Origin of the sequence: Thalassospira sp. UBA1131 (assembly GCF_002311515.1) — a bacterium.
Lineage (GTDB): Bacteria > Pseudomonadota > Alphaproteobacteria > Rhodospirillales > Thalassospiraceae > Thalassospira.
Genome location: NZ_DCAO01000044.1, coordinates 146,975 through 169,279, shown reverse-complemented (window position 1 = coordinate 169,279; position 22,305 = coordinate 146,975). Strand labels below are relative to the sequence as shown.

Annotated in this window: 25 protein-coding genes; 5 read left to right on the top strand and 20 right to left on the bottom strand. The window is 56.5% G+C overall.

Annotated elements, in window-relative coordinates:
• The first annotated feature begins 91 nt into the window (after positions 1-91).
• Complete coding sequence (locus tag B3Z49_RS07565; protein ID WP_296989545.1) at positions 92-979, top strand: substrate-binding periplasmic protein; 888 nt, start codon at positions 92-94, stop codon at positions 977-979.
• A gap of 63 nt (positions 980-1,042) precedes the next feature.
• Here B3Z49_RS07565 and B3Z49_RS07560 read toward each other — a convergent pair whose 3' ends face one another.
• The gene (locus tag B3Z49_RS07560; RefSeq protein WP_296989541.1) at positions 1,043-2,269 is read right to left on the bottom strand and encodes a methionine gamma-lyase; all 1,227 of its coding nucleotides are present in this window, start codon (positions 2,267-2,269) and stop codon (positions 1,043-1,045) included.
• A gap of 225 nt (positions 2,270-2,494) precedes the next feature.
• Here B3Z49_RS07560 and B3Z49_RS07555 point away from each other — a divergent pair, with 225 nt between their 5' ends.
• Entirely contained in the window at positions 2,495-4,129 is a 1,635-nt protein-coding gene (locus tag B3Z49_RS07555; protein ID WP_296989539.1) for a sigma 54-interacting transcriptional regulator, read from the top strand.
• A gap of 105 nt (positions 4,130-4,234) precedes the next feature.
• Positions 4,235-5,017, top strand: coding sequence for a 3-hydroxybutyrate dehydrogenase (locus B3Z49_RS07550; protein ID WP_296989536.1), 783 nt, complete (start codon positions 4,235-4,237; stop codon positions 5,015-5,017).
• 77 nt (positions 5,018-5,094) lie between these two features.
• Here the strand turns inward: B3Z49_RS07550 and B3Z49_RS07545 are convergent, their stop codons facing one another.
• Together B3Z49_RS07545 and B3Z49_RS07540 are read right to left on the bottom strand one after the other, a co-directional pair.
• The gene (locus tag B3Z49_RS07545) at positions 5,095-5,277 is read right to left on the bottom strand and encodes a YegP family protein (protein WP_296989534.1); all 183 of its coding nucleotides are present in this window, start codon (positions 5,275-5,277) and stop codon (positions 5,095-5,097) included.
• Between the two features lie 69 nt (positions 5,278-5,346).
• Positions 5,347-6,231: a LysR substrate-binding domain-containing protein gene (locus B3Z49_RS07540; RefSeq protein ID WP_296989533.1), complete on the bottom strand. Its 885-nt coding sequence runs from the start codon at positions 6,229-6,231 to the stop codon at positions 5,347-5,349.
• Positions 6,232-6,350: 119 nt separating this feature from the next.
• Here B3Z49_RS07540 and B3Z49_RS07535 point away from each other — a divergent pair, with 119 nt between their 5' ends.
• Entirely contained in the window at positions 6,351-7,475 is a 1,125-nt protein-coding gene (locus B3Z49_RS07535; protein WP_349676371.1) for an S-(hydroxymethyl)glutathione dehydrogenase/class III alcohol dehydrogenase, read from the top strand.
• 77 nt (positions 7,476-7,552) lie between these two features.
• Positions 7,553-8,410: an S-formylglutathione hydrolase gene (gene fghA, locus B3Z49_RS07530; RefSeq protein ID WP_296989531.1), complete on the top strand. Its 858-nt coding sequence runs from the start codon at positions 7,553-7,555 to the stop codon at positions 8,408-8,410.
• A 107-nt stretch (positions 8,411-8,517) separates the two neighbouring features.
• Here the strand turns inward: fghA and B3Z49_RS07525 are convergent, their stop codons facing one another.
• The 17 genes from B3Z49_RS07525 to B3Z49_RS07445 form a co-directional block, all read right to left on the bottom strand.
• Positions 8,518-9,114 (bottom strand): energy-coupling factor transporter transmembrane component T family protein, encoded by a 597-nt coding sequence (locus B3Z49_RS07525; RefSeq protein WP_296989529.1) that lies wholly within the window; start codon positions 9,112-9,114, stop codon positions 8,518-8,520.
• A complete protein-coding gene (locus tag B3Z49_RS07520; RefSeq protein WP_296989527.1) occupies positions 9,111-9,785 on the bottom strand; it encodes an energy-coupling factor ABC transporter ATP-binding protein in 675 nt (224 codons plus the stop codon). The genes B3Z49_RS07525 and B3Z49_RS07520 overlap by 4 nt, the downstream gene beginning before the upstream one ends.
• A 91-nt stretch (positions 9,786-9,876) precedes the next feature.
• Positions 9,877-10,425: a biotin transporter BioY gene (locus B3Z49_RS07515; protein WP_296989526.1), complete on the bottom strand. Its 549-nt coding sequence runs from the start codon at positions 10,423-10,425 to the stop codon at positions 9,877-9,879.
• Between the two features lie 196 nt (positions 10,426-10,621).
• Positions 10,622-10,981, bottom strand: coding sequence for an ArsR/SmtB family transcription factor (locus tag B3Z49_RS07510; RefSeq protein ID WP_296989523.1), 360 nt, complete (start codon positions 10,979-10,981; stop codon positions 10,622-10,624).
• Entirely contained in the window at positions 10,968-11,414 is a 447-nt protein-coding gene (locus B3Z49_RS07505; protein WP_296989521.1) for an SRPBCC family protein, read from the bottom strand. The genes B3Z49_RS07510 and B3Z49_RS07505 overlap by 14 nt, the downstream gene beginning before the upstream one ends.
• Before the next feature lie 198 nt (positions 11,415-11,612).
• Positions 11,613-12,233 carry an urease accessory protein UreG gene (gene ureG, locus B3Z49_RS07500; protein WP_008888415.1) on the bottom strand — a complete coding sequence of 207 codons (621 nt, stop codon included), beginning with the start codon at positions 12,231-12,233 and terminating at the stop codon, positions 11,613-11,615.
• Positions 12,230-12,976 carry an urease accessory protein UreF gene (locus tag B3Z49_RS07495; RefSeq protein ID WP_414716248.1) on the bottom strand — a complete coding sequence of 249 codons (747 nt, stop codon included), beginning with the start codon at positions 12,974-12,976 and terminating at the stop codon, positions 12,230-12,232. The genes ureG and B3Z49_RS07495 overlap by 4 nt, the downstream gene beginning before the upstream one ends.
• Positions 12,927-13,472 (bottom strand): urease accessory protein UreE, encoded by a 546-nt coding sequence (locus B3Z49_RS07490; RefSeq protein WP_296989519.1) that lies wholly within the window; start codon positions 13,470-13,472, stop codon positions 12,927-12,929. Before B3Z49_RS07490 ends, B3Z49_RS07495 begins: the two co-directional genes overlap by 50 nt.
• 18 nt (positions 13,473-13,490) lie before the next feature.
• Complete coding sequence (gene ureC / locus B3Z49_RS07485; RefSeq protein WP_008888418.1) at positions 13,491-15,203, bottom strand: urease subunit alpha; 1,713 nt, start codon at positions 15,201-15,203, stop codon at positions 13,491-13,493.
• Between the two features lie 17 nt (positions 15,204-15,220).
• Complete coding sequence (locus B3Z49_RS07480; protein WP_008888419.1) at positions 15,221-15,526, bottom strand: urease subunit beta; 306 nt, start codon at positions 15,524-15,526, stop codon at positions 15,221-15,223.
• Positions 15,527-15,543: 17 nt separating this feature from the next.
• Positions 15,544-15,846 carry an urease subunit gamma gene (locus tag B3Z49_RS07475; protein ID WP_044829632.1) on the bottom strand — a complete coding sequence of 101 codons (303 nt, stop codon included), beginning with the start codon at positions 15,844-15,846 and terminating at the stop codon, positions 15,544-15,546.
• Positions 15,847-15,872: 26 nt separating this feature from the next.
• Complete coding sequence (locus tag B3Z49_RS07470) at positions 15,873-16,805, bottom strand: urease accessory protein UreD (RefSeq protein ID WP_296989514.1); 933 nt, start codon at positions 16,803-16,805, stop codon at positions 15,873-15,875.
• A 161-nt stretch (positions 16,806-16,966) separates the two neighbouring features.
• A complete protein-coding gene (urtE, locus tag B3Z49_RS07465; RefSeq protein WP_008888422.1) occupies positions 16,967-17,662 on the bottom strand; it encodes an urea ABC transporter ATP-binding subunit UrtE in 696 nt (231 codons plus the stop codon).
• A 12-nt stretch (positions 17,663-17,674) separates the two neighbouring features.
• Complete coding sequence (gene urtD, locus B3Z49_RS07460; RefSeq protein ID WP_063086766.1) at positions 17,675-18,475, bottom strand: urea ABC transporter ATP-binding protein UrtD; 801 nt, start codon at positions 18,473-18,475, stop codon at positions 17,675-17,677.
• Entirely contained in the window at positions 18,472-19,647 is a 1,176-nt protein-coding gene (gene urtC, locus B3Z49_RS07455) for an urea ABC transporter permease subunit UrtC (RefSeq protein ID WP_064787639.1), read from the bottom strand. The genes urtD and urtC overlap by 4 nt, the downstream gene beginning before the upstream one ends.
• A 3-nt stretch (positions 19,648-19,650) precedes the next feature.
• Positions 19,651-21,354, bottom strand: a complete 1,704-nt coding sequence (urtB, locus tag B3Z49_RS07450; protein WP_296989510.1) for an urea ABC transporter permease subunit UrtB — start codon at positions 21,352-21,354, stop codon at positions 19,651-19,653.
• A gap of 126 nt (positions 21,355-21,480) precedes the next feature.
• Positions 21,481-22,305: transporter substrate-binding protein (locus B3Z49_RS07445; RefSeq protein ID WP_296989507.1), on the bottom strand; the 825-nt coding region annotated here is incomplete at its 5' end.

Sequence of the window (22,305 nt, the reverse complement as noted above, 5' to 3'; positions counted from 1 at the left end):
AGTCCGGATCGGAGCAATTCGAGGCGCATTATCCTCTGTGGCCAACCGGTTCACAGCCATCAAAGATGTTGCCCGACAATTTCTTTGCCTAATGATCTTCACCACGTGCCTGTTTGGTAACATCCCCGCCCATGCGCAGTCGGCATCCACCAATGATCCACGCGTCGTGCGCATCCCCATGGATACAACATCGGAATTTTGCCGCGGCGAGATCACCTGGGAAGCGCACCGGGAATATCACATCGATTTGTTGCGGCTGGCCCTGAGACTGAGCGGGGACAACGCCACCCTTGTGCCGGTATGCATGGATTACCCGACCGAGGACCGGCGTATTCCCATGCTCGAAGCTGCCGACCAGTTCGACACGGTTTTCTTTGGCACCAATGCAGAGCGCGAAGAAAGGCTGCTTGCCGTCTATATCCCGATTTATCTTGGCACCACCGGTTTGCGGCTCTTCATGCTGCATAAAGACCTCAAAGAACCGTTCAGTCAGATTGAGACGATTGAGGACCTCAGGAAACTTTCCATGGGTCAGGGACTTGGATGGCCAGACAACGAGATTTTGACTGATAACGGCTTTGACGTCGTTAGCGGACGATATCGAACGCTTCATCGTATGCTCGATGCAAGGCGATTTGATCTTTATCCGCGTGCCTATTGGCAGATTGTCGGCGAATGGAACTGGATGAAGTGGGAAGCGCCCGGTATCGAAATTGCCGAAAAAACAGCACTTTATTACCCGCAACCGATCTATTTCTTTGTCAGCCCCAAAAATCCGGAACTGCGCGACATCATCGAAACCGGACTTAAGCGCGCCTTTTCAAACGGCATGATGCTGGATCTTTTGAAAACCCATCGCGATACCGCACCGTCATTCTCGCAAATTGATTTACACGATCTGAAAGTCATGCGGATCGACAATAAACACCTGTCAGACCGATCGCGCAAAGCAATGGCTCAATACAGTCTGTTTGACTAGTGGCGGGTGAGAACAGCAGGTCGGGATGGCACTCGGCCATCCCGACCCGCAGTTGATTTGCCGTTACTCGGCGGCAATCGCCATCTGATCGCCATCCAGCGCGTTTGACAGATCGGCCAGAATGTCATCGATGCTTTCAAGCCCGGCCGACAGACGGATCAGACCATCGGTGATCTGATATTCCGCACGTTCTTCGGCGGTGTAGGTCGAATGTGTCATCGATGCCGGATGCTGGATCAGGGTTTCGGCATCGCCCAGGCTGACCGCACGGGTGATCATGTTAAGGCCGTTCATCAGTTTACGGCCTTCCTCGATCCCGCCTTTAAGTTCGAACGCGATCATGCCGCCAAACCGGTCCATCTGTTTTTTCGCCAGTTTATGATGCGGGTCGCTTTCAAGCCCCGGATAGAAGACCTTCTCGACCTTCGGGTGCTTCTCCAGGAAATCGGCGATTTTTTCGGCATTGTCGCAATGGCGTTCCATGCGAAGCTCAAGCGTTTTAAGGCCACGCATCACAAGGTTGGCATCCTGCGCGGAAAGCACCGCACCGGTCATGTCCTTAAGCCCGACCAAGCGCACCTGCGTCATGTCTTCAAGCGTTCCGATCACCGCACCGGCCATCAGATCACCATGGCCGCCCAGATATTTGGTTGCGGAATGGACAACGATATCGGCACCGAGTTCAATCGGGCGCTGCAGATAAGGCGTGCAATAGGTGTTGTCGACAACGACCTTGGCACCATGCTTGTGCGCGATGTCGGAAATGGCTTCGATATCGACCAGACGCATGTTCGGGTTGGCCGGCGTTTCGAAATAGACAATCTTGGTCTTGTCCGAGATCGCCTTTTCCAGCTCTTTCGGATCGGTCAGGTCGACATGGGTGTGCTTGATGCCGAATTTTTCCAGACCGTGGCGGAAATAGGCAAATGTGCAGCCATAAAGCGTGCGATCAACAATGATCTCGTCGCCCGGCGCAATAAAGGTCCAGAAGACAGATGTAATCGCGCCCATTCCCGATGCGGTCGCAACGGCGGCTTCACCGCCCTCAAGCACCGCAAGGCGCTTTTCGAGAAGATCCAGTGTCGGGTTGGCAATACGGGAATAGATAAAGCCCTGCTCGTCGCCGGCAAAGAACCGCCCGCCCTGCTCGGCTGTTTCGAACGCAAAGGTCGAAGACATGTAAACCGGCTGGTTCAGCGCGCCATTGTGGCTTTGCGGATCGTAACCGTGATGGATCGCACGGGTGGCAAAGCCGGTTTTGGCGCTGTTGTGTTTGTCATGGGCAGACATCGGAAGGCTCCTTGAAATGCGTTTATTCTGCCCCGACAGTCGCAATCACCATGCCAGATTTAAAAATCGATTGTTTTCAAAGGCTTACGGAAATCGTCGCTCTTTTGTGTGTAAATATTAGTTTACACAACGACGCTCATCATCATCTGAAAGCGCAAAGACGCTGGATTTCAGTCGCTTAAGACTGTACATTTATCGATACAATGTAAACTTATCGGTACGGATATGCGGTTCGAAATTCGCGGTGAAAACAGGCTCGGCATTACGCGTGACGTCATCAATGTCCTGACCGATCAGGGCCTGGATATCCGCACGTTCGAAGTCACCACCCATCATATCTATGCCGATATCCCGGCCATTCGCCCGGAACGCTTCCCAGCACTGGCAAGCGCATTGAAGAAAATCCCCGGCATTTTCGACATTACCGAAATTGACCGCCTGCCAACCGAACGCCGTCGCGCACAGCTACATGCAACGCTTGCCGCCCTTGGTGATCCGGTGATCGCGGTTGATGCCAACGGCCTGATTGCGCAGGCTAACCCGGCGGCACAGGCAATTTCGGCCACCCCTGAAAAACCCCTGCGTGATCAGGATATATCCAGCATACTTGGCGAACCATCTATTGAAGATTTGCGCCAAGGTGGTTTTCGCCTGCCGGAACGCGAAGTGGTTTTGGGTGGCCAGACCTATCTTTTGCAGGTCGAACCGATCGGTCATGTTGATGATGGGTCGGACGCCAGCGATGATGCGCCCTGGGGCGGGGTAATGGTCTTTCACCGTCCGGCACGACTGGGCCGCGTGATAACCGCCCTTCAGGATCGCAGCCACACTGGCTTTGACGACATTATCGGCACCAGCCGGGCCATGCTGCGCGTCAAATCACAGGCTGAACGGCTTGCGGCCATCGATGCCCCGATCCTGATCCTTGGCGAAACCGGTACCGGCAAGGAACTGTTTGCGCGTGCCTGCCACCGCGCAAGTTCGCGGGCTGATCAGCCGTTTCTGGCCCTTAATTGCGCTGCCATGCCCGAAGGCCTGGCTGAAAGTGAACTGTTTGGCTATGCCGCTGGTGCCTTTACCAGTGCCAGGCGTGGCGGCAAGCCGGGGCTTCTGGAACTGGCCGATGGCGGAACCTTGTTTCTTGATGAGATCGGCGAACTGACCCCCTATTTGCAAGCCAAGCTTTTGCGCGTGCTCCAGGATGGCCGTTTCCGGCGCGTCGGCGGGACGGATGAAATCACGGTTGACGTCCGGGTTATCAGCGCGACCAACCGCGACCTCGAGGCCATGTCCCATGACGGCACGTTTCGCGAAGATCTTTATTTCCGCCTCAACGTTCTGGGCATCACCCTGCCGCACTTGCGCGACCGGGTCGAAGACATTGCCGATCTGGCTGCTGTTTTTATCGACCGCACCGCCCAGCAGACCGAACGAACACCACCGCGCCTTGCCCGAGACGGGCTTGACTGGCTTTGCCGTCACGATTGGCCGGGCAATGTGCGCGAACTTGAAAACACCCTGTTTCGCGCCGTCGCCCTGCTTGATGGCAATGTCCTTGGCGCACGTGATTTGGCCGATGCCGCCACCGGCACGGCCACGACCCCCGAACGAGACACCCGACAGGCTCACGGTATGTCCGACGGCACCGAAGACGCCCCGACGTCCAACACCGAGCAATCCGATCTGATCGCAAACGCCTTGGCACAGAGTGATTTCAATAGCGGCATGGAATTGCTTGAACGGGAAATGCTCGCGCGCCTGTACCCGGATTATCCAAGCTCGCGCAAGCTCGCCAAACGACTTGGCGTTTCACATACCTCGATCGCCAACAAGCTGCGCAAATACGGTATCGGCACCTAAAAAGCCAACCGCCCGACCACAGCATTTCTTGCCACTTACATTGCACTGCGGCATGATCTTCCTAAATCAAAGGGCAGAAAGCCCATTTCACAGGGAGAAGACAAAATGCTGACAGGTAAACGCGCACTCGTAACCGGCTCCACCAGTGGGATCGGCCTTGCCATGGCCAAGGCCCTTGCGGGGGCTGGTGCTGATGTGATGCTCAATGGCTTTGGCGACGCTGATGAAATCGAGGCCACCCGCAAAAGCCTTGAAACCGAACACGGCGTCACCGCGCACTATAACGGTGCCGACCTGTCCAAACCCGATCAGATCGAAGCAATGATGAAAGACGCCGAGGCCAAGTTTGGCGGCGTCGACATCCTGATCAACAATGCCGGCATTCAATACACCGCCAATGTCGAAGACTTCCCGCCCGAAAAGTGGGACGCCGTGATTGCGATCAACCTGTCATCGGTCTTCCACACCACCCGCCTTGCCGTACCTTATATGCGCAAGAAAAACTGGGGCCGCATCATCAACACGGCATCGGCCCACGGCCTTGTCGCCTCTGTCCAGAAGGCCGCCTATGTCGCGGCCAAGCACGGCGTGATTGGTCTGACCAAGGTGACAGCCCTTGAAACCGCCGAAACCGGCATCACGGCCAATGCCATTTGCCCGGGCTGGGTGCGCACCGAACTGGTCGAACGCCAGATCGAGGCGCGCGCGAAGGAAAACAACATCTCGGTTGAAGAATCCGCAACCCGACTTGTCTCGGACAAACACCCGTCCAAACAGTTCGTCAGTCCCGAACAGATCGGCCAGACCGCCTTGTTCCTGTGCTCGGACGCCGCATCACAGATGACCGGCACGCACCTTTCGGTCGATGGCGGCTGGACCGCGCAGTAACGCAAACGCATCCCAGAACATCAAAGCCCCGCTGGCACAGGCCGCGGGGCTTTTTGATTGTGCCGGATGACCTCGACCTAGCTCAGATCACAATCACATGCCGGACGTTTGGCATTGGCGATGCAATCGGACTTCTGCGAGTAGCCTTGCGTCGATGCACCAACAATCTCGCCATTCTTGGCCGTACGCCGCCAACGCCAACCATCCTTTGCCTCATAGACTTCCCAAAGATCGCCGTTCGACCCTGTGCATTGTGACATCCGTTTTCTCCTTCAAACCGAAATGCTTTGCACGGTTTGACGCCGGGGAACCCCAGTTGTGACAGATCATCAGGATGCAGATCCCAAATACCTCCCCAAATGCTCCACCAGCATCCGGATCTTGGGGCTGAGATGCCGGTTGGTCGGGTAAATCGCCCAGATGCCCTCATCGGATGGCTGGTATTTGGTAAGCACCGGGACGAGGTCGCCGCTGGCAATCCACGGATCGACGTAATAGTCGGGCAATTGCACGATGCCGATGCCCTTGCGGGCCGCATCGACAAGCGCCTGGCCGCTATTGGCGTGGATGGAGCCATGAATGCGCACGGTGCGTTCGCGGCCATCTTCTTCAAAGCGCCAGTAATCGAGCGTGCCGACCAGGCAATTATGATGATGAAGCTCCGAAAGCGAATACGGCTCCCCGCGTTTGGCGATGTAACTCGGTGCGGCACAGGCATACAGGCGCCGCGTTGAAAGCTGCTGGGTCATCAGGCTGCCGGTTGTGCCTTCCAACCGGCCCAGACGGATCGCCATGTCATAGCCCTCCAGTACCAGATCAAGCTTCTGGTTGGTGAAGCGGCATTGCACTTCCAGATCGGGATAGCGGGTGACGAAATCATTGACCAATGGCGCGATCACGGTTTCGCCGTAAGTCGTCGGCGCGGTGAGTTTCAGCTTGCCGCGCGGCACTTCCGTCAGGTTGCCAATCGCGCGCTCTGCCTCGTCCAGCCCGTCCAGCAATTGTCGGCAATGCTGATAGTAAATCTGCCCGGCCTCGGTCACGCTGACCTTGCGCGTGGTGCGGTAAAACAATTGCGTGCCGAGCTTTTCTTCAAGCGCTGTGACCTGCCGACTGACTTGGGCGACGGAAATGCCAAGCTGCTTGGCGGCATGGGTGAAATTCTGCCGCTCGGCCACGGCGATAAATTCGCTGATCCCGTCCCAGGCATTCATGCCCGACCCCATCTTGATTATTACACATGCGTAAAAGTGAATTACCAAAATAGCGGATTATCACATCAAGGGAAATAAATAGACTGTTGGCATCCACATCAAACCATCGGAGTAGCGTCATGAGCGCCGAGACCATTACCTGTAAAGCCGCCATCGCCTGGGAAGCAGGCAAACCGCTGTCGATCGAAGAAGTTCAGGTCGCCCCGCCGAAAGCCGGCGAAGTGCGCGTCAAGATCGTTGCGACCGGCGTTTGCCACACCGATGCCTTCACCCTGTCGGGTGACGATCCCGAGGGCATCTTCCCGGCGATCCTTGGCCATGAGGGTGGAGGCATTGTTGAATCCATCGGCGAAGGTGTCACCAGCGTTTCGGTTGGCGATCACGTGATCCCGCTTTACACCCCGGAATGCGGCGAGTGCAAATTCTGCAAATCGGGCAAAACCAACCTGTGTGGCAAAATCCGTGCGACCCAGGGCAAAGGCCTGATGCCGGACGGCACCTCGCGCTTCTCGCAGAATGGCAAGCCGATCTATCACTATATGGGCTGCTCGACCTTCTCGGAATACACTGTATTGCCGGAAATCTCGCTGGCGAAGATCAACAAAACCGCTCCGCTTGAAGAAGTTTGCCTGCTTGGTTGCGGGGTCACCACCGGCATGGGGGCCACGGTAAACGCGGCCAAGGTGCAGAAGGGTGACTCTGTGGCCGTCTTTGGCCTTGGCGGTATTGGTCTTTCGGCGATCATCGGTGCACAGATGGCCGGTGCCGGTCGCATCGTTGCCATCGATCTGAACGAAAAGAAATTCGATCTCGCCAAGAAGCTGGGCGCGACCGACTGCATCAACCCGAAAGACTATGACAAACCGATCCAGGAAGTCATTGTCGAGCTGACCGACGGTGGTGTTGACTGGTCGTTCGAATGCATCGGCAATGTCAATGTCATGCGCTCAGCCCTTGAGTGCTGCCACAAGGGTTGGGGTGAGTCGGTCATCATCGGCGTTGCCGGTGCCGGTCAGGAAATCTCGACCCGTCCGTTCCAGCTGGTCACCGGTCGCGTCTGGCGCGGCACGGCGTTTGGGGGCGTTAAAGGCCGCTCTCAGCTGCCCGATTATGTTGAACGCTACCTTGCCGGTGAGTTCAAGCTTTCGGACTTCATTACCCACACCATGAAGCTCGAAGACATCAACGAAGCGTTCGATCTGATGCATGAAGGCAAAAGCATCCGTTCGGTTATCCATTACTGATCGAAATATAAATGTTTGAATAATTGCGCCACTGCCGGAAGCCATCCGGCGGTGACCGATCAGAAGGAGGCCCCGATATGGGTATCGAGAATTCTTCAAGCAACAAGGTCTTTGGCGGCTGGCAAAAGCAATATACCCACCCGTCAACCACCCTTGGCTGCGACATGCGTTTTGCGATCTTTCTGCCGCCGCAGGCCGGCAATGGCACCAAGGTCCCGGTCATGTACTGGCTGTCGGGCCTGACCTGCACGGATGAAAACTTCATGCAGAAGGCCGGTGCATTTCGCATTGCCGCCGAACTGGGCATCGCCATCGTCGCCCCGGACACCAGCCCGCGCGGCGATCATGTGCCCGATGACGAGAACGAGGCTTATGACTTTGGCAAGGGGGCGGGCTTTTACGTCAACGCCACCCAGGAGCCGTGGGCGCGCAATTACCGCATGTATGATTACGTGACCAAGGAACTGCCAGCACTGATCAAGGATCACTTCCCGGTCAATGATGACGCCGTAATTTCCGGTCATTCCATGGGCGGTCATGGCGCACTGATGATTGCACTGCGCAATCCGGCCACGTTCAAGTCTGTCACCGCCTTTGCACCGATTTCCAATCCGATCAATTGCCCGTGGGGCCAGAAGGCGCTTGGCAATTATCTCGGTGATGACAAATCAGCCTGGAAAGACTGGGACAGCTCGGAACTGATGAAGGCCGCAAGTGCGCCCGATGTGCAGACTCCGGCCCTTGTTGATCAGGGTGGTGCAGATGGTTTCTTGGCAGAGCAGCTTAAACCCGAAGTGCTTGAAGCAGCGGCCAAGACATCAAACTACCCGGTCACCATCCGCATTCAGGATGGCTATGACCACAGCTACTATTTCATCTCGACCTTTATCGAAGATCATATCCGCTTCCACGCCAAGCATCTTGGACTGAGCTGATTGCACCAACGATCTTCGACTTCCCCGGCACGCCGCCCACGAACTTCCCCCCTCTGGCGTGTCGGGGCTTTTCTTTTCGGGAAAATCTGAAAACCTGGCGATGGTGCCTAGTCAAAGCTGCGCGCATCAATCGCATCGGCGACATCATCGGCCATCTTGAGCGTGCGGATAATCAGCGGTACCACCATCGCAACGATGGATCGATCAAGGCCGCGTGCGCGCTGGGCATCGCGGATTTCAGATGCCACGGTTGAAATCACCGGGATAAAGCGCAGCACCATCGAAATCGCCAGACTGACCTTTTCCGGGTTTACGCCAATCGGGCGCAAGGGCTGCATGGCGCGTTCCAGCGATGCCAGCAGGTCCGATGTTTTGGTGGTCAGGGTCACAAGCGATGCGAACATCACGATTGCCGCAATCCGGGTGACGACCAGCATCCCGGCCTGCCAGTCATTCAGCCAAAGCTGAACGGCAAAAAAGATCACCAGCAGCCAAAGGATCGGCTTGATCTGCGTCCACATAATGCGCGGGCCAAGGCCAGATACGGGGTAAAGCAGCAAGACAGTCGCCAGAACAAACCCGACCACCGGCCAATCGGGGATCAGGAATACGCCGGTGCCAAGCGCGACCATGGCAAGGATCTTGGCCCCGGCCGCCGCCCGGTGCAGGGCAGATTGCCCATCGATATAAAGCCCTGCGATCACGCCATCATCTCCCGATATTTCGGAAGAACCTCAGACGGCGGGCCATCAAGCACAACACGGCCATCCTCAAAAGCCAGCACCCGGTCATAATCGGCAATCAGGTCAAGATCATGCGACACTGTAATCACCGTCTGGTCAAGCTCGCCTATGGCGCGCTGCACCCGGTTACGATTGCGCAAGTCCAAAAGCGTGGTTGGCTCATCAAACACGATATAGCGCGGTTCCATCACCAGCACGCCCGAAATGGCCAACAACTGCTTTTGCCCGCCGCTCAGCAAATGACTGGGATGCGTTTTGAAATCCTGAAGGTCATAGCGTGCCAGCACGTCATCAATGCGACGATCAACTTCGTCTTTGGGAAGCTTGAGCGGCTTGAGCCCAAAGGCAATGTCTTCCTCGACCACCGGATAGACGATTTGATTGTCCGGGTTCTGGAATACAAACCCGACATGACGTCTGAGTTTGCGGCCATCCTTTGCCGCATCAAATTCATCGACCACAACCCGGCCCGACGTTGCGGTTTGCAGGCCATTGAGCAACCGGACAAAGGTGCTTTTGCCAGACCCGTTCGCGCCAACAATCCCGATCCGCTTTTCGCCAAGCGTCAGGTCAATATCAGCAAGCGCACGTCGCTGTTCAAACTGCACAGAGACATTTTCAAGTCGGATCATGGAAGGACGTCCGGAGTTATCAGGGAAATTGGTACGGGCTCAAAAACAGGCTCAAAACGGGCGCAAGTACATCACTTGCGCCCATAAGACGTTAGCCTGCCTTGGAAATCAAGGGATAGGCGCGCCGGACCGCAAGGCATGCCGCGGTCGCAATCGCAACCTTGATGGCATCCCCGATCAGGAACGGAGCCGCCCCGACGGTTGCCTGCCAATAGCTGATCTCGGCCACCACCGCGACCCAGGCATTGCCAATGGCATACAGGACGACAATCCCGCCAAAGGCGATGGACAGTGCGGCATTGAGTACATTCAGGCGGTTCCAGAACTTCTCGATCAGAAGCCCGATGACAAAGGCCGAAATCGCCCAGCCAAACATGAACCCGCCGGTCACCCCGATCATCACGCCAAAGCCACCGCGCCCGCCGGACAAAAGCGGCAAGCCAACAGCAACCAGAACAAGGAACAGAACAATCGAAAGCCCGCCACGACGGGCACCCAGAATGGCCCCGGCCAACATCGGACCAAGCGATTGTGCTGTGACCGGCACACCGGTGACTGGAAGGGTGATTGGCGGAAACAGCCCAAGAACGGCGGTCAGGGCTGCAAACAGGGCGACATAGACAATATCTTTGGTCTTCATGTAACGGTTTCCCATTCCCGTTATAAGGCCGTTCTGCAATCAACCCCTTGCGCAGAATAGCCTTCGTTAACCGGTCCGCCCGACCAGCTCAACGCGATATGGGATAACCGCAAATATCATCGACGCCAAGCAAAATGACACCGGATACTGCGTAGCTCATTTAAGAGGAACGCAATATCCGATAATTTTCAAAACCTTAGGCCTCGTCATCTTCGACAAAGGACTTAAGCCGCATCAGGGCAGATTCCCAACGTCCCGCCACCTGATCAAGATAGGCGCGCGCCTCGGCCAGTTGTTCCGGGCAAAAGGCATACTGGCTTTCGCGCCCAACCCGATGGTTCTGCAAAAGCCCTGCCGCCTCAAGCACGCGCAGATGCTTGGTCACGGCCTGGCGGGTCATATCGGCATCGTCCGATAACACCGAGATCGAGCGCGGCTTGCCATCGGCCAGACGATCAAAGATCGCCAACCGTGTAGGATCACCCAAAGCGGCAAACATGACGGAAAAATCCTTGTCAAGCTCGCCATTATCCGAATTATTTTCAGCTTTCTGCATATTTCTTGATGTTTTCAAGCTGGAAGCTCCAGCCGTTTGTATTGGCCCGCAACGCATCAGCAATGCGATGGGGTGGTAGATTATCAAATCCGGTTTCGCGCACCTTTACCGATGTCGTGCCGGACGTTTCTTCAAGCCAGAATTCGACAAGGGTTTCGGGTTCCCCACTGTAATCGACTTCGGGGTCAACCGCATAGGGGTGCCATGTATAGGCGAAGTAGGCCGGTTCCTCCATCGCCTTGATCGTTGAATTCCACGGCACATGGGTGAAACCATCAATGGTGAACATGCCCTTGGAAACTTCACCAACCGCAAACGGGCCTTCGATATTGATCCCGAACCAGATGCCGAATTCCTTTGAATCGGTCAAGGCCTTCCACACGCGGGAACGGGACGCTTTGATTTCAATCGACTTCTCAATGGTATTTGACATAACGCAACCTCCTGGTTGCATTTAACCTGCCAGAAGATTTCCCCTTATGCAACTAACAAGTTGCGCATTTAATTTCGATCCCACAAACACAAACGCCCGGCTGTTGCCAGCCGGGCGGTGCGTGCTCCCGTCATCCTTGGGTCAGTGCCGCGTTAATGTAACCGGCCCTGCCCGTGCAGCTTTCCTTATATCCCCATATCAGGATGCTGCGGATTGGCGGAGCCCCCCTGTCTCGATGATGAAGTTTTTCACGTCTTCAAGGCCGTCCATCGCCTTGAGATTGGTAAACAGGAACGGACGATCGCCGCGCATTTTCTTGGCATCGCGATCCATCACGCCCAGATCAGCGCCTACCAGCGGTGCCAGATCGGTCTTGTTGATCACCAGAAGGTCAGAACGGGTGATGCCCGGACCACCCTTACGCGGGATTTTGTCGCCCGCCGAAACGTCGATGACGTAAATCGTGATGTCGGCGAGTTCTGGTGAGAAGGTGGCCGACAGGTTGTCGCCGCCCGATTCAATAAAGATTGCCTCAAGCCCGGCATGCTTGGCCGCCATGTCTTCGACCGCCGCCAGATTGATCGAGGCATCTTCACGAATGGCCGTATGCGGGCAGCCACCGGTTTCTACACCGGCAATGCGGTCTGCGGCCAGCGCGCCCGAACGGGTCATGAATTCGGCATCTTCGCGGGTGTAGATATCGTTTGTGATGGCAGCGATGTTGAACTCATCGCGCATCGCCTTGCACAGGCGTTCCAAAAGGGCGGTCTTGCCCGAACCAACCGGGCCACCAATTCCGATACGAAGGGGAGAGCTCATGATCTAAATAGCCTCGTATATTGGGTTTCGTGTTTCATCGACGTCCAGTCGACCATCGGTGCCGCGGCACCAAGATCGGAAAGTTCAGCCTGCATGGCGTGATCAACGGCAACCGATACCGCACCATCAAGCGACGACAGGGATCTGACACCATCGGTCTGCCCCAGCGGCACCAGACGTACTGCACTGGACACAAGATTTGCCGCCATCGCATGCAAATACGCGGTCAGCGCATCACGCAGCGGCACATCAAACTGGGCGGCCGCAATGCCCACAGCCACCGGATAGGATGGCAAACGATCATCTTCGCGCATGGCATCGGCCCAACGAGTGATCATCCCATCACCCCAGACCTTTTGCATGGTCGAGACAAAGGCACGTCCCTGTGCGGTTGCCTCCAACGCCATCTCGGATGTGCCGCGCCAACAATCAGCCTCGACCCCGATTTCAAACAGGGCCGCTTCATCAGCGGCGCGCGCCGCCCGCCATGCGGCACAAAACAGCACCGCATCAATCCGCCCGGCCCCGAATTCCAGAACCCCTTCAACCCAGTTGATCAGGCTATCCGCCGACGTCACCCGACCATCTTCGACGGCATATTCCACGCCATGCGAATAGGTATAGGCACCGACCGGGAATGACGGGCTTAGCCACGTCATCAACCGCATCAGGCCTGCGGGGTTAAGGGTCAGATCATCCGTGGTCATGGGAATGCCCGTGATGATGGCTGTGCTTGTGATCATGTTCATGATCGTCATGGTCGAAATGATCGTTGCCATGGCTGTGACCATGCGCGCCGCCAAGCCCGTGATAGGCGCCATTTAGCGGATCAAACGGGGCGATTTCGTTTTCCACCACACCGCCAAGGCCCGTGATCATGTCGCGCATGACATGGTCGTCAATGATGCGCAGACGCCCGTCATTCAAAACCTGAACCGGGGTGTGGCGGTTGCCGATATGCCAGGCCAGTTTGGCGGTTGCAATCGGACCAGCCGCCGTGATGGTCAGAACCGGCTCATCGGCTGCGCGGACGACAATCACCCCGCCATCAGCAAGGCGCAACCGATCCCCATCCGCCAAACGCACCGCATGCGGCAAATCAAGCAGGAACGGCTCGCCTGCATCATCATGCAGACGAATGCGGCGGCGATGCCGGTCGGAAAAGGCCAGGGTCACCGTGCCGCGCACTTCGGATGTGTCGGCACGATCAACCGGGATATGTTCAATGGCGTGACGCATGGTGTTCTCAGCCACCGATCAGAACAGGAAGTAACGCTGCGCCATCGGCACAACATCGACCGGCTGACAGGTCAGAAGTTCACCATCTGCCGTCACCTGATAGGTTTCCGGATCAACCTCCATCACCGGCAACGCATCATTCAGCTTCATGTCCTTCTTGCCGATATTGCGCGTATTCGACACCGCCAGAAGTTCTTTCGACAGGCCAAATTCGGCGGCAATACCCGCATCAATGCCCGCTTGCGATACGAACGAAAAACTCGATTTCGCAAGCGCATTGCCATAGGCACCAAACATCGGACGGTAATGGACCGGCTGCGGCGTCGGGATCGATGCGTTGGGATCGCCCATGGCCGCCGCGGCAATCATGCCCGCCTTGATCACCATGTCGGGCTTGGTACCAAAGAACATCGGCTTCCAAACCACAAGGTCGGCAATCTTGCCCACTTCGATGGAGCCGACATGCGCCCCAATCCCCTGGGCAATCGCCGGGTTGATAGTGTATTTCGCAACATAACGCTTGGCACGGAAGTTATCATTTCCCTTGCCTGAATCCTCGGGCAACGCACCGCGCTGCTTTTTCATCTTGTCGGCGGTCTGCCAGGTCCGGGTGATGACCTCACCAACGCGGCCCATCGCCTGACTGTCTGACGAGATGATCGAAAACGCGCCAAGATCATGCAGGATATCCTCGGCGGCGATGGTTTCACGGCGGATACGGCTTTCGGCAAAGGCGACGTCTTCGGGGATTTTCGGATCAAGGTGATGGCAAACCATCAACATGTCCAGATGCTCGTCAATCGTATTGACCGTAAACGGACGGGTCGGATTGGTCGAGCTTGGCAAGACGTTGGCTTCGCCGCACAGCTTGATGATGTCTGGCGCATGGCCACCACCGGCACCCTCGGTGTGGAAGGTGTGAATGGTGCGGCCCTTGAACGATGCACGGGTATGCTCGACAAAGCCGCTTTCATTCAATGTATCGGTATGGATCATGACCTGCACATCAAGGTCATCGGCCACCGACAGGCAGGTATCAATCGCCGCCGGGGTGGTGCCCCAGTCTTCATGAAGCTTCAGGCCGCACGCACCTGCCTTGACCTGTTCGATCAGCGATCCGGGCAGGGTCGCATTGCCCTTGCCAAAGAAACCGATATTCATCGGAATACCGTCAGCCGCCTGCAGCATCCGGGCAATGTGCCACGGACCTGGCGTACAGGTGGTGGCGTTCGTGCCCGCCGCCGGGCCAGTGCCACCGCCCAGCATGCTGGTCACGCCGGAATAAAGCGCGTCTTCAACCTGTTGCGGGCAGATCCAGTGAATATGGGCATCAATACCACCAGCGGTGATGATGTTGCCTTCACCGGCGATGATCTCGGTACCCGGACCGATGATGATATCGACGCCGGGTTGCACATCCGGGTTTCCGGCCTTGCCGATCCCGGCAATACGGCCATCACGAATGCCGATATCGGCCTTGATGATGCCGGTGTAATCAAGGATCAGCGCATTGGTGATCACGGTATCTACCGCACCGTCGGCGCGCGTTGCCTGTGACTGGCCCATGCCATCACGGATCACCTTGCCACCGCCGAATTTGACTTCCTCGCCAAGGGTGGTGAAGTCTTTTTCGACCTCGATGATCAGATCGGTATCGGCCAGTCGCACCTTGTCACCGACAGTCGGACCAAACATGGCCGCATAGGACGGACGATCAATTTCATAAGCCATTTATTCCATCCCCCCGCTTAAAGCTTGCCGTTGATTTTGGCGTTAAAGCCATAGACCGTGCCGGTTCCGGCATATTTCACCAGATTGACTTCTCGCGACTGGCCCGGCTCGAAACGAACAGCGGTCCCAGCCGGGATATCAAGGCGGAAGCCACGGGCGGCTTCGCGGTCAAAATCAAGGCCCGGATTGGTTTCATAGAAATGATAGTGCGACCCCACCTGCACCGGACGGTCACCGGTATTGGCAACGGTGATGGTTTTGGTTTCACGCCCCTCGTTCAGGATGAGGCTGCCTTCCTTGGTAATGATTTCACCTGGAATCATAACGCGCTCCTCTTTCCTTAACGGATTGGTTCGTGAACGGTCACAAGCTTCGTCCCGTCCGGGAAGGTCGCTTCGACCTGAATTTCGTGGATCATTTCGGCAATGCCATCCATTACCTGATCGCGCGTGATCACGGTCGCCCCGTCGCGCATCAGATCGGCAACAGATTTGCCATCGCGCGCGCCTTCAACGACATAGTCGGTGATGATCGCGATCGCTTCGGGGTAATTAAGCTTCACCCCCCGTGCAAGGCGATTGCGCGCCACCATGGCGGCGACCGAGACCAGCAGTTTGTCCTTTTCGCGTGGCGTCAGATTCATGCCTGCCTACTCCTTGGCTTCATTTTTTAAATCTCCCACAAACGCGGCAAGCGTGCGGGAAGCCCCCTTGTTTGATGGCGGAATGTTTTCCACCACGCGCCATAGACCCGGCGCAATTTCATCGGATCGCGCGCCATGAAACGGGCAATCACAATTCCCTTCATCGCGGTCGCGGCACACAACGCATCGCGCGCCTCAAGCCCCTCAGATGCCTGCGCCAGACAGTCGCGCGCGGCCTCCAGCTGATCTTCCGCGCCCTGCCCGACCAGAATGGCTGTCGCATTGGCGCGTGCACCGTCAAAGGCCGCCGCATGATCAAGCATGCGCAACACATCGCCTTCCAGATGCAGCGCATCGCGCCAAATCGGACGTCCCTCAATCGAGACATCCCATGCGTCACGCGCGAGCCCCGTGGTAAACACTTCACCGCGGGCAAGGCGGCCAAACACCATCATCTCGCCAGCCATCACCATGCCGCTGCCAGATGCACGCACGGTGGTTTTGCGTTTCAGCCGGGCCTGATCAAACAGGATGCTTTCATGGGGCAACCATTCAAGCCAGCCACCATCGGCAACATCCAGATCAACCGACATCTCGCAATCCGGCCCGACCGACCGGTAAATCTTTTCTGCTGCCTGCGCGGTAAACAGGGCGGATGCGCCCGCCTCCACCTTGCCGGCAAAGGCCAGCTTATCGCCACCGACCATCCCGCCCGACGTGGTCACCAGAACAGCCGTCGCCAAATCCCCCGCAACCGGGCGCGGGAACAGGATCTTCATCGGGTCACGGTAATAAAGATGATCAAGGGCTGCGTGTCCGCCCTGATGTGCTGCACCCGTGCCCTGGCGAAACGTCACCTCGGCCCGGCCATCGGTAATGATGCCGGCGGGCGTTACTGGCGTTTCCATCTCCGCATTCGGAATTGCGGATGTTGTCGGTTCAAGTTTGCGAAGCTGCACAAAGTCACCTGATTAATGCGGCCCACTGGCGGGACCTTAATACCAAGGGTCCTCACAGCAAGATGCGGGCCAACCACCAACACCCTGCCGATACAGGGAGTTTGGCGGTATTTGGCCCGATTGGCGGCACACCGTTTGCGCAAAATTTTGGCAAATGCCGATCAAACAGTCAGATAGGCACGGACTTTTTCACGATCGAGTGTTTCCTTTGCGCCCGACAAAACAACCTCGCCACGTTCAAGCACGACAATCTCGTCGGCCAGTTCGTGGGCGAATTCAAAGTACTGCTCGACCAGCAAGATCGCCATATCACCGCGATCGGCCAGCTGTTTGATGACGCGCTGAATGTCCTTGATGATCGATGGCTGAATGCCCTCGGTCGGTTCATCCAGCACCAGCAACCGTGGTCGGGTGACAAGTGCCCGCCCGATGGCCAACTGCTGTTGCTGCCCACCCGAAAGGTCACCACCGCGACGGCCCAGCATGTCGCGCAGCACCGGGAACAGTTCGAAAATCTCGTCAGGGATATGACGCAGGGCACGCGGGAGTGCGGCAAAGCCCGTCTCAAGATTTTCCTTCACCGTCAGAAGCGGGAAAATCTCACGCCCCTGCGGGACAATCGCGATGCCATTGGCCGAACGACGATAAGACGGATCGCGCGAGATATCCTTGCCTTCCCATTTGATGTTGCCTTCCGTTATCGGGTGCTGACCAACAACCGCCCGCATCAGGGATGTTTTGCCAACCCCGTTACGGCCCAGAACCGCGGTCACCTTACCGGTTTCAGCACTCAGCGACACCTTGCGCAACGCATGGGACGCGCCATAGAACAGATCAATATTGCTGACATCAAGCATGACAGTTTTCCCCTAGCGTCCCAGATAGACTTCAATGACCCGCGGGTCTTTCTGCACGTGATCAAGGCGCCCTTCGGCCAGAACCGATCCTTCGTGCAGAACAGTCACCTTGCAATCAAGGTCGCGGACGAATTCCATGTCATGCTCAACCACCACGACCGAGTATTCCTTGGAAATCGACCGTAAAAGTTTTGCCGTTTCCTCGGTCTCGGAATCGGTCATCCCTGCAACCGGCTCATCCACCAGAAGAAGTTCGGGCTCCTGCATCAACAGCATGCCGATTTCCAGCCACTGCTTCTGCCCGTGCGAAAGGTTGGCAGCCATTTCATCGCGCTTGTCTTCGAGCATGATGGTGACAAGCGTCTTTTCGATCTTGATCTTTTCCGCATCAGAAAGGCGATGGAACAGGGCCTGAAACACGCCGCGCCCGCCCGAACACGCCAAAAGCAGGTTGTCGAACACCGTATGGCTTTCAAACACCGTCGGCTTCTGGAACTTGCGGCCGATGCCCAGATTGGCAATCTCGGCCTCGTCCAGCTTGGTCAGATCAATCTCGCTTTTAAACAGGACATCACCGGTATCAGGTCGGGTTTTGCCGGTGATGATATCCATCATGGTTGTCTTGCCCGCCCCGTTTGGGCCGATGATGGCGCGGAGTTCACCCGGCTCGACATAGAAGGACAGGTTATTGAGTGCGCGGAACCCGTCAAAGGTCACCGACACGCCGTCGACATAAAGGATGGTTTCCGACCGCGCGGATTTGACCTGTTCCTCGTCCGAGGCATTCTTTTGAATGGCGGCTGCTTCGCTCATGCCTTGCCTCCTTCATTTGCGCGTCGTTTACGCCAGGTCGTGAACAATGATTGTCGATCTGCCGATCCGAATGCCGGCACCGCCCCGATCACACCTTTTGGCAGGAACAGGGTCACCGCAATGAACAACCCGCCCAGGAAGAACAGCCAGAAATCCGGCATCGCCCCGGTAAAGAAGGTCTTGGCATAGTTGACGATAAACGCGCCAAGCACCGCCCCATAAAGCGTGCCGCGCCCGCCAACCGCAACCCAGATAACGATTTCAATCGAAAGGGCCGGGGCAAATTCGCCGGGGTTGATGATGCCGACCTGCGGCACATAAAGTGCGCCAGCGATGCCGGCCATGACGGCCGAAACGGTAAAGACGAACAGCTTGTAATATTCAACCCGGTAGCCGGTGAAACGCACCCGGCTTTCGGCATCGCGAATGGCAATCAGCACCTTGCCCAGACGCGACTGGGTAATGCCACGCGCCACCGTATAACAAATGCCAAGAAACACACAGGACGCGACAAACAAGCCTGCCCTTGTGCCATCCGATTGCAATGAATAGCCCAGCAGATCCTTGAAATCGGTCAGGCCGTTATTGCCACCAAAGCCCATATCGTTGCGGAAGAAGGCCAGCAGCAACGCATAGGTCATGGCCTGCGTGATGATCGAAAGATACACACCGGTCACGCGCGAGCGGAAGGCGAGGAAGCCAAACACAAAGGCCAGAAGCCCCGGCACGAACATCGCCATGACAATGGCGAACCAGAACATGTCAAAGCCATACCAGTACCATGGCAATTCCTGCCAGTTCAGGAAGACCATGAAGTCCGGCAGGATCGGATCACCATAAACGCCACGATCACCGATCTGACGCATCAGATACATGCCCATGGCATACCCACCAAGCGCAAAGAACGCCCCGTGGCCCAGTGACAAAATCCCGCAGAACCCCCAGATCAGGTCAACACTTAGTGCCAGCAGCGCATAGCAAAGATATTTGCCCAGCAGGCTGACCATCCAGGTCGGTACATGGAAGGCTGAGCTTTCGGGCAACAACAAATTGCTTGCCGGCACCAGAATGGCGGCCGCAATTAGGATACCCAAAAGGATCATCCCGCCGCGGTCTTTCAACAGCCAGCCAATAACCGGTGTCATTTGGTACTTTTGACGATAATCGGTCATGGATCAGGCCTCCACCGCGCGACCTTTAAGGGCAAACAGCCCCTTGGGTCGTTTCTGGATAAACAGGATCAGCGCAATCAGGACAAAGATCTTGGCCAAAACGGCACCTGCCATCGGCTCAAGGAACTTGTTCACAATGCCAAGGCTGAATGCCCCCAGCACCGTGCCCCAAAGGTTCCCGACCCCGCCAAACACGACGACCATGAAACTGTCGATAATGTAAGTCTGACCAAGGTTCGGGCTGACATTCGAAATCTGGCTGAGCGCGACACCGGCGATGCCTGCAATCCCCGACCCCAAACCAAAGGTCAGCGCATCGACATAACCGGTGCGAATACCCACCGATCCGGCCATACGCCGGTTCTGGGTAACGGCACGCATCTGCAAACCAAACGCGGTATAACGCAGCACGGCTGCAATACCCGCAACCACGATGATGCTAAACAAAATGATCCACAGCCGGTTATAGGTCAGAACCAGACCGGTCGAAAATTCAATTGCGCCACTCATGAAGTCAGGTGCGGTGACCTGCTGGTTGGTCGCGCCGAAAATCGTTCGGATCGCCTGCTGCAAGACAAGGCTGACACCCCATGTCGCAAGCAGCGTTTCAAGCGGCCGACCATAAAGGAAACGGATCACGGACCGTTCGATCACAACCCCGACCGCACCAGCGACAAGAAACGCCGCGGGTACTGAAATCGCCAGCGACCAAGCCGACCCGGATGGCAAAAATGATCCCAGCGCCTGCTGCACCATAAAGGTGGTATAGGCGCCGATCATAATCATTTCGCCATGCGCCATGTTGATCACGCCCATCACGCCAAAGGTGATGGCAAGACCAACCGCCGCCAGCAACAAAACCGACCCCAGACTGATACCGCGATAGACATCCCCAATCGTCTGCCAGGTCGACAGGCGACCCTCGACGGATGCAAGCGCATCCTGGGCGGCGGCAACCACTTCGGGCTCGTAACCCTCCGCCTCGGCACTGGCGACAAATTGCGACAGCACCGCACGGATTTGCGGCGTGGTTTCACTGGCCAGAACATCAATCGCGCTTAGGCGTTCTTCGGTGGTTTCACCGGCGGCCAGCGCCATGGTGGCCTGCGCCAGTTCCATGCGTGCCAGAAGCGTTTCATCCTCTTCACGGTCAATCGCGCGCAGAAGCAATGGCAACATCGCCGGATCACGGGCATCCATGATCTGTTCGACCGCAGCACTTCGGATATTGAGATCCGGGCTGAACAGGTTCAGTGTCGCCAACGCATCGCGCAGCGCACCCCGCAGACGGTTGTTGATCTTGATCTTGGAGAGTTCCTTGGATGAACTTTCACCGACTTCTTCGCCGCTGACGATGTCGATATGGGTAAAGACCTTGCCCTTTTTGGTGGCGATGACAACATGCTCGTCGCTGTCACGGACATAAAGGTCACCATCAAGCATGGCCTTAAGGATCGGGGCGACACGCGGATCACCGTCCGCTGCCATTTCCTCGATCACAGCGACCTTTTTGGTCGCACTTTTATCATTTAACTGTTCGGCGATGTTTCGCAGTTCTTCGTCGCTAAATGCCTGTGCGCTATTGGGTATTGCGATCACAAGCAGGGCCAGACACGCGATCAAGGCACCCAGTCGAAGGGCGACGTCACGCGTTTTGGCCAATGAGAACGGAGAACGGCGCAGCACTGAAAACATGTCATTGCGCATGATCACCAAACCTTTGAATTCAATATGGAAAATTGGATAAAGAAAACGCGGACAGCAGGCAGTTGCTGATTGCGTTGAAAATGAACAGGCCGGTCGCGTTGCCACGACCGGCCCATCCGAAACCAATTAGTACATCGGTTTTTCACAGTTGCCGCAGACCCACGGATAGGTCCAGTCGGCGGTCAGCTTTGCGCTTTCAGGCAGGAAGTCCGACCATGCGTCGCCAACGACGGTGCCTTCGGTCTCCCAAACGATGTCAAACTGGCCATCATCCTGGACTTCGCCGATCAGAACCGGCTTGGACAGGTGATGGTTGGTGTTCATCACAGCGGTACCGCCGGTCAGGTTTGCAACTTCCTGGCCATACATTGCCTGACGAACCGCATCAACATCGGTGGTGCCAGCCTGCTCGACAGCCTGTTTCCACATGTTAAAGCCGATATAGGTTGCTTCCATCGGGTCGTTGGTTACGCGCGACTCATCACCGATGAAGGCGTGCCATTTTTCGATGAAGGCCGTGTTGGCATCAGACTCAACCGACTGGAAGTAGTTCCAGGCAGCAAGGTGACCAACCAGCGGTGCTGTATCGATACCAGCCAGTTCTTCTTCACCAACCGAGAAGGCAACAACCGGAATGTCTTCAGCTTTGATGCCCTGGTTTGCCAGTTCCTTGTAGAACGGAACGTTCGCGTCACCGTTAATGGTCGAAACCACGGCGGTTTTCTTGCCAGCAGATGCGAATGCTTTCACGTCAGCAACGATCGACTGCCAATCAGAATGACCGAACGGGGTGTAGTTCTCCATGATGTCTTCATCGGAGATACCCTTGCCGTTCAGGTATGAACGCAGGATCTTGTTGGTGGTACGCGGATAAACATAGTCAGTACCCAGAAGAACGATACGCTCGGCAGAGCCGCCATCTTCGCTCATCAGGTAATCAACAGCCGGAAT

What these genes read in the sequence shown, in the direction of transcription:
- urtE (WP_008888422.1), bottom strand. Translation starts at nt 17,662, where the DNA reads ATGCTTGATGTCAGCAATATTGATCTGTTCTATGGCGCGTCCCATGCG.
- B3Z49_RS07520 (WP_296989527.1), bottom strand. Translation starts at nt 9,785, where the DNA reads ATGATCCGACTTGAAAATGTCTCTGTGCAGTTTGAACAGCGACGTGCG.
- ureG (WP_008888415.1), bottom strand. Translation starts at nt 12,233, where the DNA reads ATGAGCTCTCCCCTTCGTATCGGAATTGGTGGCCCGGTTGGTTCGGGC.
- B3Z49_RS07535 (WP_349676371.1), top strand. Translation starts at nt 6,351, where the DNA reads ATGAGCGCCGAGACCATTACCTGTAAAGCCGCCATCGCCTGGGAAGCA.
- urtD (WP_063086766.1), bottom strand. Translation starts at nt 18,475, where the DNA reads ATGAGCGAAGCAGCCGCCATTCAAAAGAATGCCTCGGACGAGGAACAG.
- B3Z49_RS07490 (WP_296989519.1), bottom strand. Translation starts at nt 13,472, where the DNA reads ATGCGTCACGCCATTGAACATATCCCGGTTGATCGTGCCGACACATCC.
- urtC (WP_064787639.1), bottom strand. Translation starts at nt 19,647, where the DNA reads ATGACCGATTATCGTCAAAAGTACCAAATGACACCGGTTATTGGCTGG.
- B3Z49_RS07505 (WP_296989521.1), bottom strand. Translation starts at nt 11,414, where the DNA reads ATGTCAAATACCATTGAGAAGTCGATTGAAATCAAAGCGTCCCGTTCC.
- B3Z49_RS07480 (WP_008888419.1), bottom strand. Translation starts at nt 15,526, where the DNA reads ATGATTCCAGGTGAAATCATTACCAAGGAAGGCAGCCTCATCCTGAAC.
- ureC (WP_008888418.1), bottom strand. Translation starts at nt 15,203, where the DNA reads ATGGCTTATGAAATTGATCGTCCGTCCTATGCGGCCATGTTTGGTCCG.
- B3Z49_RS07545 (WP_296989534.1), bottom strand. Translation starts at nt 5,277, where the DNA reads ATGTCACAATGCACAGGGTCGAACGGCGATCTTTGGGAAGTCTATGAG.
- fghA (WP_296989531.1), top strand. Translation starts at nt 7,553, where the DNA reads ATGGGTATCGAGAATTCTTCAAGCAACAAGGTCTTTGGCGGCTGGCAA.
- B3Z49_RS07540 (WP_296989533.1), bottom strand. Translation starts at nt 6,231, where the DNA reads ATGAATGCCTGGGACGGGATCAGCGAATTTATCGCCGTGGCCGAGCGG.
- urtB (WP_296989510.1), bottom strand. Translation starts at nt 21,354, where the DNA reads ATGCGCAATGACATGTTTTCAGTGCTGCGCCGTTCTCCGTTCTCATTG.
- B3Z49_RS07515 (WP_296989526.1), bottom strand. Translation starts at nt 10,425, where the DNA reads ATGAAGACCAAAGATATTGTCTATGTCGCCCTGTTTGCAGCCCTGACC.
- B3Z49_RS07565 (WP_296989545.1), top strand. Translation starts at nt 92, where the DNA reads ATGATCTTCACCACGTGCCTGTTTGGTAACATCCCCGCCCATGCGCAG.
- B3Z49_RS07475 (WP_044829632.1), bottom strand. Translation starts at nt 15,846, where the DNA reads ATGAATCTGACGCCACGCGAAAAGGACAAACTGCTGGTCTCGGTCGCC.
- B3Z49_RS07510 (WP_296989523.1), bottom strand. Translation starts at nt 10,981, where the DNA reads ATGCAGAAAGCTGAAAATAATTCGGATAATGGCGAGCTTGACAAGGAT.
- B3Z49_RS07560 (WP_296989541.1), bottom strand. Translation starts at nt 2,269, where the DNA reads ATGTCTGCCCATGACAAACACAACAGCGCCAAAACCGGCTTTGCCACC.
- B3Z49_RS07495 (WP_414716248.1), bottom strand. Translation starts at nt 12,976, where the DNA reads ATGATCACAAGCACAGCCATCATCACGGGCATTCCCATGACCACGGAT.
- B3Z49_RS07550 (WP_296989536.1), top strand. Translation starts at nt 4,235, where the DNA reads ATGCTGACAGGTAAACGCGCACTCGTAACCGGCTCCACCAGTGGGATC.
- B3Z49_RS07555 (WP_296989539.1), top strand. Translation starts at nt 2,495, where the DNA reads ATGCGGTTCGAAATTCGCGGTGAAAACAGGCTCGGCATTACGCGTGAC.